The 16,368-nt window shown below is 49.3% G+C and carries 21 protein-coding genes; all 21 read right to left on the reverse strand.

Annotated elements, in window-relative coordinates; all coding sequences use genetic code 11:
* Window position 1: 1 nt before the first annotated feature.
* On the reverse strand, window positions 2-340 hold the full coding sequence (locus GGC63_RS26465; protein WP_192704875.1) for a 2Fe-2S iron-sulfur cluster-binding protein: 339 nt from the start codon (window positions 338-340) through the stop codon (window positions 2-4).
* Window positions 341-372: 32 nt separating this feature from the next.
* Window positions 373-960, reverse strand: coding sequence for a nucleotidyltransferase domain-containing protein (locus GGC63_RS26470; protein ID WP_192704876.1), 588 nt, complete (start codon window positions 958-960; stop codon window positions 373-375).
* Window positions 961-994: 34 nt separating this feature from the next.
* Complete coding sequence (locus GGC63_RS26475) at window positions 995-1,288, reverse strand: 2Fe-2S iron-sulfur cluster-binding protein (protein WP_079910696.1); 294 nt, start codon at window positions 1,286-1,288, stop codon at window positions 995-997.
* A 45-nt stretch (window positions 1,289-1,333) separates the two neighbouring features.
* Window positions 1,334-1,513 (reverse strand): DUF2768 family protein, encoded by a 180-nt coding sequence (locus GGC63_RS26480; protein ID WP_079910697.1) that lies wholly within the window; start codon window positions 1,511-1,513, stop codon window positions 1,334-1,336.
* Between the two features lie 122 nt (window positions 1,514-1,635).
* Window positions 1,636-1,911, reverse strand: a complete 276-nt coding sequence (locus GGC63_RS26485; RefSeq protein ID WP_256865343.1) for a stage VI sporulation protein F — start codon at window positions 1,909-1,911, stop codon at window positions 1,636-1,638.
* A gap of 94 nt (window positions 1,912-2,005) precedes the next feature.
* A complete protein-coding gene (locus GGC63_RS26490) occupies window positions 2,006-3,049 on the reverse strand; it encodes an NAD(P)H-dependent glycerol-3-phosphate dehydrogenase (protein WP_192704877.1) in 1,044 nt (347 codons plus the stop codon).
* Window positions 3,050-3,067: 18 nt separating this feature from the next.
* Window positions 3,068-3,661, reverse strand: a complete 594-nt coding sequence (gene plsY / locus GGC63_RS26495) for a glycerol-3-phosphate 1-O-acyltransferase PlsY (RefSeq protein ID WP_179136004.1) — start codon at window positions 3,659-3,661, stop codon at window positions 3,068-3,070.
* 13 nt (window positions 3,662-3,674) lie between these two features.
* Window positions 3,675-4,997: a ribosome biogenesis GTPase Der gene (der, locus tag GGC63_RS26500; protein ID WP_192704878.1), complete on the reverse strand. Its 1,323-nt coding sequence runs from the start codon at window positions 4,995-4,997 to the stop codon at window positions 3,675-3,677.
* Window positions 4,998-5,107: 110 nt separating this feature from the next.
* Window positions 5,108-5,299, reverse strand: a complete 192-nt coding sequence (locus GGC63_RS26505; protein ID WP_079910701.1) for a capping complex subunit for YIEGIA — start codon at window positions 5,297-5,299, stop codon at window positions 5,108-5,110.
* A complete protein-coding gene (locus tag GGC63_RS26510) occupies window positions 5,300-6,214 on the reverse strand; it encodes a YIEGIA family protein (RefSeq protein WP_192704879.1) in 915 nt (304 codons plus the stop codon). It lies immediately after the preceding gene.
* A gap of 15 nt (window positions 6,215-6,229) precedes the next feature.
* Window positions 6,230-6,868, reverse strand: coding sequence for a hypothetical protein (locus GGC63_RS26515; RefSeq protein ID WP_192704880.1), 639 nt, complete (start codon window positions 6,866-6,868; stop codon window positions 6,230-6,232).
* Between the two features lie 152 nt (window positions 6,869-7,020).
* The gene (gene fni / locus GGC63_RS26520; RefSeq protein ID WP_192704980.1) at window positions 7,021-8,076 is read right to left on the reverse strand and encodes a type 2 isopentenyl-diphosphate Delta-isomerase; all 1,056 of its coding nucleotides are present in this window, start codon (window positions 8,074-8,076) and stop codon (window positions 7,021-7,023) included.
* Between the two features lie 99 nt (window positions 8,077-8,175).
* Window positions 8,176-9,411: a 30S ribosomal protein S1 gene (gene rpsA / locus GGC63_RS26525; RefSeq protein ID WP_192704881.1), complete on the reverse strand. Its 1,236-nt coding sequence runs from the start codon at window positions 9,409-9,411 to the stop codon at window positions 8,176-8,178.
* A 128-nt stretch (window positions 9,412-9,539) separates the two neighbouring features.
* On the reverse strand, window positions 9,540-10,124 hold the full coding sequence (locus GGC63_RS26530; RefSeq protein ID WP_192704882.1) for a lysophospholipid acyltransferase family protein: 585 nt from the start codon (window positions 10,122-10,124) through the stop codon (window positions 9,540-9,542).
* A gap of 1 nt (window position 10,125) precedes the next feature.
* A complete protein-coding gene (cmk, locus tag GGC63_RS26535; RefSeq protein ID WP_192704883.1) occupies window positions 10,126-10,806 on the reverse strand; it encodes a (d)CMP kinase in 681 nt (226 codons plus the stop codon).
* Window positions 10,807-10,950: 144 nt separating this feature from the next.
* Window positions 10,951-11,166, reverse strand: a complete 216-nt coding sequence (locus tag GGC63_RS26540; protein ID WP_412973897.1) for a hypothetical protein — start codon at window positions 11,164-11,166, stop codon at window positions 10,951-10,953.
* Window positions 11,167-11,217: 51 nt separating this feature from the next.
* Window positions 11,218-11,871, reverse strand: a complete 654-nt coding sequence (locus GGC63_RS26545; protein WP_192704884.1) for a flagellar brake protein — start codon at window positions 11,869-11,871, stop codon at window positions 11,218-11,220.
* Window positions 11,872-12,128: 257 nt separating this feature from the next.
* Window positions 12,129-13,520, reverse strand: coding sequence for a group II intron reverse transcriptase/maturase (gene ltrA, locus GGC63_RS26550; protein ID WP_192704885.1), 1,392 nt, complete (start codon window positions 13,518-13,520; stop codon window positions 12,129-12,131).
* A gap of 447 nt (window positions 13,521-13,967) precedes the next feature.
* A complete protein-coding gene (gene ypeB, locus GGC63_RS26555) occupies window positions 13,968-15,326 on the reverse strand; it encodes a germination protein YpeB (RefSeq protein ID WP_192704886.1) in 1,359 nt (452 codons plus the stop codon).
* A 122-nt stretch (window positions 15,327-15,448) separates the two neighbouring features.
* Window positions 15,449-15,610, reverse strand: a complete 162-nt coding sequence (locus GGC63_RS26560) for a hypothetical protein (protein WP_179136005.1) — start codon at window positions 15,608-15,610, stop codon at window positions 15,449-15,451.
* Between the two features lie 51 nt (window positions 15,611-15,661).
* Entirely contained in the window at window positions 15,662-16,354 is a 693-nt protein-coding gene (gene prsW, locus GGC63_RS26565; RefSeq protein WP_079910711.1) for a glutamic-type intramembrane protease PrsW, read from the reverse strand.
* Window positions 16,355-16,368 lie beyond the last annotated feature (14 nt).

Below are 16,368 nucleotides of genomic sequence, written 5' to 3' on the forward strand. Positions count from 1 at the left end.
TTTATTCTTCCTCCTGCTGCCGCTCCAACTGTTTTCGTATAGCTGCCTTCAGCGGGTCTTCCGGGAGTGTAACGGTAACATCCCCTGTAACCTTAGCTTGACATGCTAACCGATAGCCTTGCTCATGCAAGCCGCCCAGCTTCAAGCTCTCATTCTGATTTAACGGAGCCAGCCCTGTGCCGCTGCCCTGAACAAGGACCTTACACATTAGACAGGCGGCTTTCCCTCCGCAGCGAGTACGTATGTGAACTCTGGCTCTGCGTGAGGCATCCAGCAGCGTCGTTCCCGCTCGCACGTCGATCGACTTGCCGTCCGGTAAAAACGTCACACGAGCTGTCATCGTTTGTACTCCTTTTTCTTTTTCTTGTCAGCTTATCGTTGAAGCAGCCGATTCATTTGATGGACGATCTCTTCGTCGATATGATTTTGTTGGATAAGCTCTTCGGCAATGGATGAAGAGCTTCCGATCCGCGTAGAGATGACCTTGGCGATCGGTTCGAACCGATCCGGCCGGTTTCTCAGCAGGTTAAAGATAAGCTCGTGCTCCAGCGGCATCAGCTTGACCGGGTCGAGCCCTTCATGGGTATTTAAAGTATACTTCATGGCATAACGGTCGAGCCAAGCGGCATTCACCTTGTAGAAGCTGTTCCGCATCGTCACTTCGAAGCCCCCGACCAATTCGACCTTGATCCCATGAATGCTGTAATGGCTTAATAAGGAGTAGTAGACGGAAGAACGGTCCTCTACTTGCTCGTCGATGGAATATTCCGATAAAAGTCTGTGAATGCTTCTAGCACCTTCTACATCGGCGTATACGTCCAAATCCTTCGGCGCTTCAGCTATCGGTACTCCTTGCATAAGCAATCCGCAGCTTCCTCCGACTAACCAAGGCTGCTCTATGTCATGAAGCTGCATCTGAAGTGTTCTGAGCGCATTCCCCAGCTTGTCTATATAATCCACGGAAATTCCCCTTCTCGTTGGCGGTTATGCCCGATTAGAAATAAGGCTTGTAAACGACGGTAACAGGCCCGTCCTGCTTGACCATAGCCTGACAGCCTAACCGGTAGCCCGCATCGATCTCTTCCGGCTCCAGACGATCCAGCTCCGCATCGTTCGGCTCGTTCAGATACTCTCTTCCTTCCTTAACCAGGCAGCGGCATCGGGCACAAGTGCCTCTTGTGCAGGAGAAGGACCAGTCCACCTCATGCTTCATGGCCAAATCCAGTATAGTAAGGCCGCTATCATGCTCGACCTGCTTTTGCACTTTTCTGCCTACCAAAGTAATCATCGTTCGAAACCCCCGTTATTCAGCTTGATTTTCGTTCTAGAAAGTCTACATCATGGAGACAAAAACATACAGCAAGATGGGAATAAACATCAGGAACGCAATAACCGAAAGGACTCCGCGCAGGATCCCTCTGGTCTTCGTTCTAGCGAAGGTGATCAATAAGGAGGCAAGAACCATCAGCCCAATGGCAATAAAGGATGCCCACATTTTATCCATGGATGACATACAATACAACGACCCCTAACCATCAATAATCATTATCCATTATGTACCTGCAAAATATTCTTTGCTATTATAACATAAAAAAAGCACAAGCGCGCCGGACGGCCGCTCATGCCACGAAACTGTTATTTTTTCGATATTAATTTCATAAGCTGCTCTATCGTATTGCCGTTCTTGCTTCCCTGCACCGATTGAATGATCTCGTTAATCGTAGATTCAGAAACCGGTACATTCACCAGACTGGATACCTGCTTGATCAGCTGTCTCAATTGAGCTTCACTTTGCATTGTGGATGGTTTTACACCGCTAGCCAGCTTATATATATCTTTTTCGCTTATATTTTTGCCGGTTTTCTTCTTTACAGTGTTCAACACATCTTTAGGCGTTGTTTTATCGGCCACTTCCTGTCCCTCCTTAACCTCATAACTCCCTAAGGATCGGAGCATGATCTAAGGTATTGTATGAAGGAGGGACACTAACCGTGTAGGCAGGAATCTAGCCGAACCATTTTGTTTGCACGGGCTTGGCTACCTCCTCCAGCTCGTGTGTTCTGCCTCTGCCCATAAGATCTTCAACGGCGGCCTCCGGGGATTTCCCTTCAAACAGAACGGAATACAGCTCATCCGCGATCGGCATCGTCACCTGGTAATCACGTGAAAGCTTGTATGCCGCCTGCGTCGTCTTGACCCCTTCGACCACCATTCCCATTTGACGAAGTACATCATCAAGCGGGTTGCCTTGGGCAAGCAAATAGCCCGCACGCCAATTGCGGCTGTGCTTACTGGTGCAGGTAACGACCAAGTCGCCTACGCCGGCCAGCCCGGCAAAGGTTAGCGGATTGCCGCCCATAGCCGTTCCTAGACGCGATATTTCAGCCAGTCCCCGCGTAAGGAGTGCAGCCTTGGCGTTGTCTCCATAACCCAGCCCATCGGTAAGTCCCGCTCCCAATGCAATAATGTTCTTAAGCGCCCCTGCTACTTCAACACCGATTACATCAGGATTGGTATAAACGCGAAAGCTGTTATTGATTAACAAATCTTGTGCGGCCTCCGCAGCTTGAGCATCCTCCGACGCAACCACGACTGTGGTCGGGCTTTGCTTGATAACCTCTTCCGCATGGCTCGGACCGGATAAAACAACGATCTTTGACGCGTCATAATGAGGCAGCTCATCGGCCAATACAGTAGACATTCGTTTGAGCGTTGAGGCCTCAAAGCCTTTCGTCGCATGAATCAAGGTCGTTTCTTTTTTTAAAAACGGGCGCATCTGCGACGCTACCTCCCGCATCGCGGCCGAAGGAGCAACCACAACAACAGCGTCGGCTTCACTTACGGCTTGTTCCATTGAAGCTGTCGCACGTATGCGGGGTGACAATTGGGCATCATTCAAAAACCGTCGATTCCGGTGCTCCGTATTAATTTCCGTTACCTGCTGTTCGTTGCGGGTCCACAGCATGACATCCATTTCGTTCTCCGCCAAAACCGAAGCAATCGCTGTCCCCCAGCTTCCTGCAACCAGTACGGATACTTTTTTGGCCATGAGCCCACACCTCCGGATTTATTTTTTGGAGCCGAGTTTGTTCTCCTGTCCTTTGATCAATTTCACAATATTGGTACGGTGACGCACCCAAGCGAACACGAATACGAATAAGCTTAACCAGAAGATTTCAATCGGTTCCCGCATAAACCAGATAAATAAAGGTAAGAGAGCGGTAAACAACAGAGAACCGAGTGAAACATAACGGGTTAAAGCAATCGCCAATATACATACGATTCCGGCATATACAACGGCCAGGGGAGCCAGTGTTATCATAACGCCAATGGTTGTGGCGATCCCTTTCCCGCCGCGAAAGCCAAAGTAGATCGGCCAATTATGCCCCGAAATGGCGGCCAGCCCGCACAGCACTTCAATCAGCACGTCTCCTTGTCCCAGCCATCGTCCTACAAGAACGGCGGCAACCCCCTTTAACGCATCCAGAATGAGTACCGTTATAGCGGGCCCCACGCCGAGTACCCTGAGCGTATTGGTAGCCCCGGCGTTGCCGCTTCCGTGATTTCGAATGTCAATTCCTTTCAGTATCTTCCCCGCCAGAAAACTAAAGCTGATCGACCCTAACAAATATGCGATTATAATGGATATTACGGATAGCACTGCTTATCTCTCCCTATTCTTCATCCGATTTTTTACGAGTAAACAACCTGAGAGGCGTTCCTTCAAATCCGAAAGCAGCACGAATCTTATTTTCCAAATATCGCTCATAGGAGAAATGCATCAATTCCGGATCATTGACAAAGAAGATGATGGTCGGAGGTTTAACCGTAACCTGGGTCGCATAATTAATACGCAATCTTCTGCCTTTATCTGTCGGAGGAGGGTTAATAGCCACCGCGTCGGAAATGACGTCATTAAGAACATGGGTTTGTATGCGCATCGCATGCTGCTCCGCCACTTGGTTTACAATCGGCAGCAGCTTGTGAACCCTCTGCTTCGTCTTTGCGGAGAGGAAAATAATCGGCGCATAGGTCATGAACAGGAAATGATCGCGAATCTTTTGGGTGAACTGCTGCATCGTTTTATCGTCTTTTTCCACGACATCCCATTTGTTGACGACAAAAATACACGCTTTACCGGCTTCATGAGCATAACCGGCCACATGCTTATCCTGCTCAATAATGCCTTCTTCCCCATTGATAAGCACCAGCACGACATCCGCGCGTTCAATCGCTTTCAATGCACGCATGACGCTGTACTTCTCCGTATTCTCGTACACCTTGCCGCGCTTTCTCATACCCGCCGTATCGATGATTACGTATTTTTGTCCGTCTCTTTCAAACGGCGTATCGATGGCGTCTCTCGTCGTTCCGGCCACGTTACTTACAATGACCCGTTCTTCTCCCAGAATAGTATTGGTCAGCGAAGACTTACCGACATTCGGTCTGCCGATCAGCGCAACACGAATCACTTCCTCGCCATATTCATCGTCCGTTCTCTCCGGAAAATGCTGCACGACTTCATCCAGCAAATCCCCGATTCCCGTGCCATGAGAGCCTGAAATGCCGAACGGCGTGCCGAATCCGAGACTATAGAACTCATAGATATCGTCCTGCCGCTTCATATTGTCAACTTTATTAACGGCCAGAACAACGGGCTTTTTCGAACGGAACAGCATTTCCGCTACCTCGGAGTCGTTGGGCGTCACGCCTGCCTTGGCATCCACCATAAAAATGATTACATCGGCCTCTTCAACCGCAAGCTCCGCTTGTGCGCGAACTGATTTTAATATTTCATCTTCTCCGTCGATTTCAATCCCGCCGGTATCTATCACACTGAACTGATGGTCCAGCCATTCGCCGACTCCATATAATCGATCCCGGGTTACCCCCGGCATATCTTCAACAATTGCCAATCTGTCCCCGATAATACGGTTAAATATAGTCGATTTCCCGACATTGGGACGGCCTACGATGGCCACTACGGGTCTTGCCACTCCACTTCATTCCTTTCCTCGCTGCACGCCAAAACGGCAACATGAAAAATTTCACAATCTACATCATAGCATTTGCCTTCCTACAAAGCAATGAAATCCGTACGTTTCCATTATCCGGAAGAGCTTTTATGATCAACCAGAATCATCGTACCGTTCTCTAAATCATGAGCCATCGCATCCAAAATTTTTTCCAGCTTGAAAGCAACCTTTTGCTGCTCGTCCGCATCCTTGGTTATAAAAATCGGCGCTCCTCCGGCCACCTGCTCCCTATCCGACGTCACTATCGCCACGATTTTTGCCATTTAGGCGCCTTCCTTTCCGGTTGAACTTACATCCGCCTCTGACGGCATCCGTATGGCGCTTTCCAGCACCGGAGACTGCAGAATGACCTTTCTTGCCTGGTCTATGTTATGAACCTGCGGAAGCAGGAAGATGCCCAGCCGGCCATCGTTCATATCCAGCTTTGCGAGCGGCAGCAGAGAGGGCTCTCCGTCATCCCGGTAAACGCCCATGATGGTGGAAATGTCATGCAGCAGCGCTTGCCGCTGTCCAAGATTCGCCAAAGTCACACGGCAGTTTTGATTTTTGGGCACGAGAATAAGCCCGATCCCTTTTTCGCAAATTTTATGCCGGGTATCGTCCAAGCCGATATTCATCATATAAATATCGTTTACGAACAGATTCGGCCCGTCCATCCGCACTTCTGCCTTCTGAACTTCGGCAATGTGGGAAATACTTTTCCCGCTTTTAAAATGGTTCGTGATGAGAATTGCTATGATTCCGGCAACGATCCCCCAATACCATGCGAAAATAATACTGAACATGGCTCCTACAAAAGAGGTGAAGATCACCATATAGTTGCGCCCCTCAAAGACCATGGCAATTCCTTCGATATAAGCAGCCCCGCGGGGGACGAGCTCCATACTATCGATTTTGGATAACGTTTGCCGCTCCATATTCCGGACATCCCTGAATTGTTGGGCCGCAACCGTAAGGAACGTGATCGCAGTATAGTTTTTATCCAGTAAGGAAGGGACAGCAACCGCTCCTAGTCCTGCTGCAATAACCCCCAATGCGATATGGATTATTTTTCCATGCGGATAGGTCGGGTATTGACGATAATCTGTCTGCAGCATGGTAATGCGGGCTCCCAATCCGAAGAGCACCCCTATGATAATGCCTACCGTATATTTTTGTTCGGCAATCCAAGCGAGCATTTGGCTTCCCCCTCTCTAATCACTATCGCCGCTGTATCTGCGCCTTATACCATCTGATATCCAAAAAAAGCTTTTTTTGCATGTCAGAGCAACCGCCATCAGTGTCAACGAGATAGTCCTCGTTATAGAAAGCGTCAGCCACCAGCGATCCTGGAAGGACTGGAACCCGAGCTGAAAGCCCGAGTAATTGCGATGGAGATAACCATGATACCATTCAGCCAGGATAAGTCCTATGGACAATGACGCAACTTGTGCAGCCGGATGCCGGGTCAATAGACTGAGCAGAACACCGATGGCAAGCGCCATAGAGATCTCAGTGCTGCCCAGAATCAGCCTCGGCACCAAATGGATGGTCTCCAGCATAAAGAAGCTGATGGAGCCTAACAAAGCGCCGACCGAAAGAAGGTGTACCCGATAGACGTTCCCATGGACTCTCCACAGCACACAGAGGATACAGATTAGAAGAACTCCCAGGCAGAGGCATACACGCCCTCCCGCTATAGGTAAGGAAAAGTTCATACTGATAAGCCACGAAATAAAAAAAAGAAGTATGACCTTTGAAGTTATACCTCTCATAATAATGTCTTTCCAGCCACTCGCGAACAGGATTAACGAAACGACCATAAGCAGCAAAGATAAGTATCCTGGATTCATCGCACCCACCTTAGAACGTATCGTAGTGATGCTGTCTTCGTTAGCTCTGCCTGCGCAAGCGATGACGGTTGTCTATGCTCCTCACAGTCCAAGAGCGCGAAAGCCTGTTTCTAACAAAGCAGCCTTCCAATTCCGTTCTTAGTATGGCTTGGTTATGTAATTTTTATAAAACCGTTCCGGTTTGCAAACGATTGAATATCTATTCCTCTCGCATAGCACCAATGAGCCGTTTCGCCGGAAATGACCACGGGAACCTTGTGCAAATCTTGAACCGTCGGTGCTCCCAGCGCAGTCATGACGAGCTTCATCTCGTTATGCATCTCCCGGATATGCTCAACCAGGGCCGCTGTCCCTTCCTGACGAAGCGTCCTCAGGAAGGCGCCTGCCACGCCTACGGCTGACGCTCCCAGAATCAGCGCCTTACAAGCCTCCAGGCTGTTTCTGATTCCCCCGGATCCGATAAGAAACACGTTAGCATGCCGGGAAGAAGCATAGTCCGCTTCCAGCAATGCGGTCGCGGTCGTACAGCCCCATTCGTTCAGCCAGTCCATCGGCAGCGATCTGCGCATATTCTCAATAGCGGCAAAATTGGTTCCGCCGTATCCGCCTACATCAATGACCGAGATACCAATGCCGAGCAAGGCATCGACGCTTTCTCTCGCCATGCCGAAGCCTACCTCTTTCACGATGACAGGAACCCCAACCTGCTCGACAATAGCGGAAATGCGCTCCAGCATGCCCTGAAAATCCCGGTCTCCCTCCGGCATAATCAGCTCCTGCATTACATTCAAATGAATTTGCAGCGCGTCGGCCCGAACCATCTCGACAGCCCGCAGAGCTTGCTCGAGCGTTGCCTCACTTCCTAAGTTTCCGAATATGATGCCATCCGGATTCATTTCCCTCACAATACGGTAGCTTGATACTACCTCCGGGTTCTTCAGTGCGGACATCTGCGAGCCTACGGCCATCGCTAATCCGGTTTCTCTGGCCGCGATCGCCAGCTCTCTATTAATCTCTTCTGTCTCATGAGCTCCGCCAGTCATCGCATTAATAATAATCGGCGAGCTCAAATTGAGTTCGCCGATGCTTGTTTGCAATGAGATAAGCGAAGTGGATGTTTCCGGTAAACAATTGTGGATCAGCTTAATATCGGCAAATCCTTGATTACCGCTTTGCCCAAGCTGCAGAGCATGATGCACATGCTCCATCTTTCTTGGTATCCGCACTTGGCCTGCCCCCCTATAACTCACAAGAGTGAACAAGCATGAAGCTTGTTCACTCTCAATGTGGCTCTTATTCAAATCGACTTATTTGAATTTGCTTAATTTATCGCCGAAACGTTCTCCCAAAGTCAAGTTAAGACCTTGGTTTTGGTATTCTTCCGCAATCACGGTTTCTTTTTGATTTCTAGCAGGTCTGTCTGCTTTAGGAGCAGGAGCTTCAGGAGCTTCTTCTGTTTCCTTGATGCTCAAGCTGATACGCTTCTCCTCCACATTCAAATCCAGAACCTTTGCTTTCACTTCTTGGCCTTCCTTCAATACTTCGAAAGGAGTAGCAATATGGCGATGTGCGATTTGGGAAATATGAACCAAACCTTCAACACCTGGAGCTACTTCTACGAAAGCCCCGAAAGGAGCAAGACGTTTTACCGTACCCGTCACGATATCGCCGATTTGGAATTCTTCGGCGACTTTTTGCCATGGTCCCGGTTGAGTTGCTTTAATGCTTAAGCTGATGCGCTCGTTCTCAGGATCGAGCTTCAGGATTTGCACCTGAACTTGATCGCCTTCCTTAACCACTTCGGAAGGAGTCTCTACATGATGCCAAGCCATTTCGGAAATGTGAACCAGACCGTCAATGCCGCCGATATCAACGAAAGCACCGAATGGAGTCAAGCGTTGAACGGTACCAGTAAGCTGTTGTCCAACGGAAAGATTGGAGATCAATTCTTTCTTCTTCGCTTCGAACTCTTCGTCTAGAACATCCTTTTGGGAAAGAATGACTTTATTTTTCTCGCGGTCCATTTCTTTCACGCGCAATCTTAATGTGCGACCTTTGTAATCACTGAAATCTTCAACGAAGTTACGCTCTACCATCGAAGCAGGCACAAACCCTCTCAGGCCTACGTCAACCACAAGACCGCCTTTAACAACTTCGGCTACTTTTGCCTCAAGAATCGTTTTGTTTTCCATGTCGGCTTGAAGCTGATCCCATGCTTTTTCGCTGTCTACTGCGCGTTTGGAGAGCACCAGCTTCTCCTTGTTGTCATCGATGGTCAATACTTTCAATTCTACCTCTTGACCTACTTGAACGCCTTCGGCTGCGCTTCCTAATGTAACGGAAGAAAGCTCGCGAACAGGAATAACGCCGTCATATTTATAGCCTACGTCAACGATAGCCTGATCGTCATCTACTTTAATAATGCTGCCTTTAACGGTATCTCCCTTTTTCAGTACAGATACATTGCCCATGGATTCCTCTTGGGATACTTCTTGCTGTGCTTGTTCCTCTTGTACGTTTTCCACTTTTGTCTCTTCTGACATGGTCCAATACCCTCCTTGATTAGCAACCTAACTCAATGAATAGTAGTTACAATTGCTGCTGTCTAATATAATTTACCGGCGCAAAAAGAATACGCGGTTAATTGTTTTTTTAAGTATTCCACATTTTATCATTTCGATTCGTATTGTTTAACCATCGATCGAATTGTGGCCATAATTTTATCGGTTGCCTGCTCCAATCCTTCGGAGCCTGCTTCCGCAAACTCGCTAATATCAACCGGCGGGCCGTATACCAGCGTCATTCTTTTAAATAATTGATAATTGCCTACTATCGCTGCCGGTACCACAGTTGCTCCTGACTTCAAAGCCAAGCTGGCAGCCCCTTTTTTACCCATGCCCCCGGCATTGTGACGCGAGCCCTCCGGGAAAATACCAATAATGTTATTCTCCTTAAGCAGCTGCAGCGAGAGTCGAATGGACTCCTTGCTTACGCCTCCGCGCTTAACGGGAAACGCACAAATTCGGGGTAGTACCCAGCCAAGCACCGGTACTTCGAACAGTTCTGCCTTGGCCATATAGTGCACTCGCCTTTTAATTATAGGACTTCCTAATAACGGCGGGTCAAAATTGCTGATATGATTCGCGCACAAGATGACAGGACCATCGGTTGGGATATGATGCAGTCCTACAACCTTCAAGCGGAACAAGGTCCTGAACAAAAAATGGAATAGGGCACGAAGCGTAGAGTAAAGCATGTTACTTCCCCCCGCCGACTTTGGATCTGCAAAGCTCCAAAATACGTTCGACCACTTCAGTAATCGTCATTTCTGTCGTATCCAGCAATATGGCATCCGCTGCTTGGACTAAAGGCGAGGTCTCTCTCTGCTCGTCCATCTTATCGCGGGAAGCTATCTCTTGTTCCAGCTGTTCCAATGTGACCTCCGGACGGCTATCTTGAATTTCCTTGAACCGTCTTTCCGCCCGAATCCTAACGCTGGCAGTCAAAAATATTTTCAATTCCGCATCGGGCAATACATGACTTCCGATATCTCTACCATCCATCACGACACCTTTATCCGCTGCAAGCTGCTTCTGCTTCTCCGTCAATATGCGCCGCACTTCCGCAATCTGCGATGTACGGGAAACGTTGCCGGTTACAGCAGCCGAACGAATCTCGGCGGTCACATCCTGCCCGTCCACAAACACTTGCTGCCCTTCTTCACCTGGAACGAGACGAATTTGAAGCCGTTGCGCAACGGAGATCACTTCCTCTTCCTGCTCGGGTCGAAGATTCGCTTGCAAAATGCTCCATGTGACGGCTCTATACATGGCCCCGGTATCGACATAAACGAAGCCGAGCTCATTAGCGACTAATCGGGCGATCGTACTTTTCCCCGCTCCCGCCGGGCCATCTATAGCAATGTTGATTTTTTCCAAAACGCGGGCCTCCCAGCAATAAAAATGAACAATGATGCAATGAATAATAAAACAGGCCCAGCCTGTGATCGAAGAAAATTATACCATAGGTACAAGAGGGATTGCAAAACTCTTCGCGAGCTTTCGCCTTTTAACGACGGTACCTTACCGCGAATGATCATAGGGAATTCCTTCAAGCTGTTCCACTATTACCAAATAATAGCGAAGCCCGGGGATTTGCAGCAGCAATTGTACTGCAATCAGCAAAGAAAGCAGGACGTACAAAGCCCTTTTCATCCATTTTTCTACAAAGGCGGAGAATAATACAAACTGCTCCTCATACTCGGGTTCCTTCCTTAAGCGGTCCAATGCCATCACCACTCCATAATCATCCATTTTGTGGTAGTGTACCCAATCCTTTTCGTTTCATGCTTACCTTTTGCGGAATTCGAGCTGTCTTTCGAAGCAGTAACGAATAATTTTTTGTCTGTCGTGGTCGGTAATTTCCGAATATCTCAGCATGACCTGCTGTTTCCCCGTTTCCAAAGGCTTGACCCGCACCAGCTCTCCCTTGAAAGGAATATGCTCGAGTTGATTGTTCTTGAATTGCAGCAATAGCCAGCACCGGACCGTTTGCTGCGTGGCAAGCGGAATATAGCCGTCGCACAGAAAGGAGATTCCCCCTCCGCCGACGTCGTCTGTAACCGCTACAAATTTTAGCTGATCCGAATACGCTACCGCGATCTCAAGCTCTGCCGGCACTCTCAGGAAATTGCGCCGCTGCACCTTGGTAATCGATTCGGGATCCGGCTTTTTAATATGAACGGTTCTGATCACGTCATCCGAGAAGCCGAGGACGGTCGATGTAAAATAATTTTTCACTCCTCCATCGGTAATAAAATAGACCGACAGTTCATCCCCGATATAGAGTCTTTTTAAACGGCCCGTCCGTTCATTCATCGGAATCTCCATGCTGATCTGCTTGTCCGTCATATCGGCAATTCTCGATTTAAACTCCTGTTTGGCCTCATCTTCGTCGATCGAATTGATTTGTATATGTAAAATTTCATTTACTTTCGGCAGCAAACAAGCGCACCTCCCCTAGATGTTAGCGAAAAAGCAGTACCAAAGTACTACTTATACCCATTCATTATATCATGAAGGCAACATATGGGAAGCAAAAAAATGGTCCTCAAAGTGGTGCTTCAGCTTCGGAGCCGATTCATGTACTTTACGGAGATCTCTAAGTTTTGCAAACTCCGGAATCGAGTAGGAGGGGGCGGCTAGCCCCCGTCCTCTCACACCACCGTACATGCGGGTCCGCATACGGCGGTTCCAAAAGGTTAACAAAGTTCCAGATAACGAGAAAGCAAACTTTTCAGCCCTTTCGCTTCCCAGTAGGAAGTTGGAAGGGCGTTATTTATGTTCCGAGACATTTCCCATGCGCCACGACGTGAATTGGCCATGACGAAACAGGCCCATTCCGGTACTCCAAGTGCCCGGAGTTCACGGATCCGAGTTCGAACTCGCTTCCATTGCTTCCAGAGACACATGCGGAGCCTACGGCGAATCCACTGGTCGAAGCTCTCGCAGTGGTTCTTCGCTGATGCCAGTCGAAAATAACCAATCCATCCCATAAGGTAGCGGTTAAGTCCAGAGATGCGCTCTTCCATCGACATCGTGCGACTCCGGTTCGTCAGTTCCCGGATCTTTTCCTTAAACCGCGATATTGTCTTTGGGGCTAGCCGAACCGTAGCTTGCTTGTTCGACAGGAAACTAAAACCCAAGAACTTGCGTTTCCACGGCCTGTCCACCGCACTCTTGTCGCGGTTCACTTTCAGTTTCAGCTTTCCTTCTACAAAGTGAATCACCGATTCCATGACGCGCTCCCCAGCGCGTTTGCTTGCCACGAAGATGTTGCAGTCATCTGCATACCGAACAAACCGTAATCCTCTCCGGGTTAGCTCTTTGTCCAAGTCATCCAATAGGATGTTCGCCAAGAGCGGACTCAAAGGACCTCCTTGAGGGGTCCCTTCCTCCGTCTTTTGGCAAACCCCTTCCACCATAACCCCAGCGTTAAGGTAGGAACGAATCAGCTTGAGGACTCGCTTGTCCGTCACTTTTCGTGCCACCCTTGCCATAAGCATGTCGTGGTTTACCCGGTCAAAAAACTTCTCGAGGTCCAGGTCCACGACCCATCTAAGGCCGCTACGGATATGGGCTTGTGCTTGTTTAACCGCGTCGTGCGCCCGTTTTCCTTGGCGAAAACCGTAGCTGTACCAGGAGAAATGGGCGTCGAAGATCGGGTTCATCACTTGCAGAAGTGCCTGCTGGAGAAGCCGGTCCATCACGGTCGGGATGCCGAGCAGCCGTACGCCGCCTCCGGGTTTGGGGATTTCCACCCGTTTGACTGGCGCAGGTCTGTACGTTCCCGCGAGGAGTTCGGCTTTTGCCGTGTCCCAGTGTGTTTTCAGGTAAGCTTGTAGCTCCGCTACCGTTACTCCGTCCACACCGGGTGCTCCCCCGTTCTGAACCACTCGTTTGTAGGCAAGACGAAGGTTTTCTCCCTCGAGCATCTTCTCCAGCAAGTCGTTCTGGTCTTTGCGAGAGGAAGGGGCGACTTGTGCCGACGAAGAACTCGGCGCTCCGGCATACCCTGACGGCTTCACCGCTGCTTTTTGCCGCGAGCTCTCTTGCGAGATATTCTGCTGTCGTTGCTCTTCATGCGAACGCATCGGTTTCCTCTCTCCTTTCGGTTCGGCCCTTCCGGTTTCCGGCGTCCCGTACTCCCGTACTATGGCCTCTGCTGACTCCTGCGGATTCAGCGCAGCTTCTCAGCTGCGGTTACGAAGGTACTTCGCATTTCCCGCAGGTCTCCCCAGATAAGAACGCCATCTGTCTGCCCGCGACCACCCAAGTTTACAGCGTCAGTCCTTGGCGGCTTCGGATTTCGTCTTGTCAAGGAGACTCATCCGACTAACACTGCCTCGAATTGGGTTCGTGTACCTTGGTCCGTGCATTTGCCTCCGGCTTCCTTCAGATTCGACCTCGCGGTCGACACCCTTGCCCTTGGCTACGGTAGGCGCTCGCCAGCCCCCGTTCGGGACTTCCACCCTATAGATGACGCCCATGCTGGGCGTACATGAAAAAAAGAAGAAGCTCGGCGCTTCTTCCTCTTATGATTAAGATTGTGTTACCTGCTGCTCGTCCTTCCCAAGACGGTCAATTTTCTCTTCGGTTCCGGTCTCGCCATTGATATAGATCCGGTACACGCCGCCGTTAATTCGGCCTGTATATTCGTAGCACAATACTTCTTCCTGAGCATCGTTGCGAATCAGAGCCTTCGCTTCATTATCGACCTTCAAATTCGGGTTCAGCGATTTGCGCGCTTCTTCCGCCGTCAGCTTAGGCGCCTTATGCTCCCGGTCTTTATGATCGAATACGTAATCGGTTGCCTGCAAGCCCAGGATTTCCCCGTTATCCAAAGCCACTTTGACCGATACTTTGTCCAGGTAGTTGATCACATCGTTTTTACGACTTGCAAAAGTAATATTGGCGTTATTATTGTATTCGTCATAAGAAACAGCCGTCATATTCTTGTAATCGTGCGAATCCAAAAACTCGGCGGCCGTGTCGCGGGCCTTGCGTACGTCCAGTTTTTTCTCGGTGACGTCACGAGGCGCTGCAAACCACAGCAGCTGTCCGCCTTTTGTACTATAGTCCATATGGACCCCATCCGACGATTGATTGCGTGGAGCCGTTACGCTAAAGGAATGGAACTCCGTCCCCGCGCCATTCTCGACAACCTGCAGCACGGATGGATCCTGGAGATTCAGGAATTGGGCTGCCTTCTGTCTGATCTCTTCAGCGGTAGCATCATTGCCGGACAGCATCTTCATATCCCGCTTTTGGTAAATATTCATTACCGACGGGCTCCATTTGACGTCAGAGTATTCCGATACTTTTTTGTCCATGGTCTGGAAACCGTCAATGATCGCATTATCGAGCGGCTCCTTCTCCGTCGCCAAGGCGGTTTCGACATCCATCCAGCGGAGGTTGTTAGTCAATACCTTGGACTGCATATCCCGAAGGTTCGTGGATATTTCAGAGGAATGCTGATACAAAGCGTTCAAGGTGCCCAGCTCTTCCTGGGACAGCGGCTGCTTGTTCAGGTCCCTTAACGCGGCCCTATAAGAGAAGTTAGCCATATTGGCCAAAAACTCCTCCGTTTTATTGAACGGCAGCAGAGTCAGCGGAAGCTGATTGATCTCGCTTTGGGCCTGGCTGGTGATGCGCCAGACATTGATTAATCCTTTCTTATAGCTGTCCTGGGATGCCGTATTCACCGCTAATGTATTCCCCAGCTCGCTATGCAGCTTGTTGACATGAAAGGATAAGTCGTGAAATGCTCTTTGGTATTGGTTCTCGGCTTTAATTAGGATCGAGTTTTTTTCCTGATGCTCCAAGTACCCCCATACGCCGGCGCCAATCAAGGCAACAAGTAGAATCGGAAACATAACAATACTTAATCTGCTGTACATGTAAGTGGAATCTCCCTTCTTCAGCCAAACTTGGCTTTAGTTTTCGCCCAAGGAAGAAGTCTTATGCACAAAAAAAGAAGCTCGGAAAGTGCTGCGACACACAGCTTCCAAAGCTTCCTTCATCAAAAATCATGAGTCTCAATATCAAAATCGTTAGCGTTGTTGCAAATGCACTGTTTGAACCCGGTATCGATCTTGCCCTTATCCTTTTTACCCCGCAGAATAAATCTTTCTCCGCAGTTTTTGCAGCGTATGGTTACCTTGACTCGTTCATTTACAGACATGCATGCCCTCCGGTTCTATAAAAGTCGATACGTCAAGTATAGACAAACAGGTTAAATTTTAACCTTATCATCCGCTTGAACGACCCGGAGGGGAGAGGTTGCGTTAGCTCTCTCCACTTTGCGCAAGCTTCGAATCCATAGAAAGACCATCAGCGGGATCATAAACCAGATCCAGTAGGTTTTGGTCGTCGCAAGCACATAATCGAACACGCCGTGCCAAAAAATCGGAAACGCCAGAGAAAACGCCAAATGCCTTGCAGACCGATGGGGTACAAACTTCGCTTTCCCCAAATGATAGCCCATAATGACGCCGAACATCGCATGCCCCGATACCGGAAGCAGCGCCCGGAACAGAAGGCTGGATATGGACGAGGAATTCAGGAGCGCGTAAAATACATTCTCCAGCGTTGCAAAACCAAGCGATGCGGCAACCGCGTAGACAATGCCGTCATAAGGCTCATCAAAAGATGTGTGCTTATAAATAATGAAATAGACAAGGAACCATTTCAGAAACTCTTCAATTCCAGCAGAAATGATAAAGCTGAACACGAACGGATTTTCACCGAGCGCATGAACAAATGCACGCTGCAGTACCATGACCGGGAACACGAGGAGCACACCGAACAAAAATACTTTCATCACCAGATGAATCGGCTCCGTATCGTAGCGATCCTTCAAATAAAAATATGCAAGTAGAGCGACACCGGGCGCTATCGCCGCCGCTAAGACTGAGAAGACGCTCATGTGTCCCCCTCCAT

This window comes from Paenibacillus sp. OAS669 (assembly GCF_014873645.1).
In the GTDB taxonomy this organism is placed as follows: domain Bacteria; phylum Bacillota; class Bacilli; order Paenibacillales; family NBRC-103111; genus Paenibacillus_S; species Paenibacillus_S vulneris.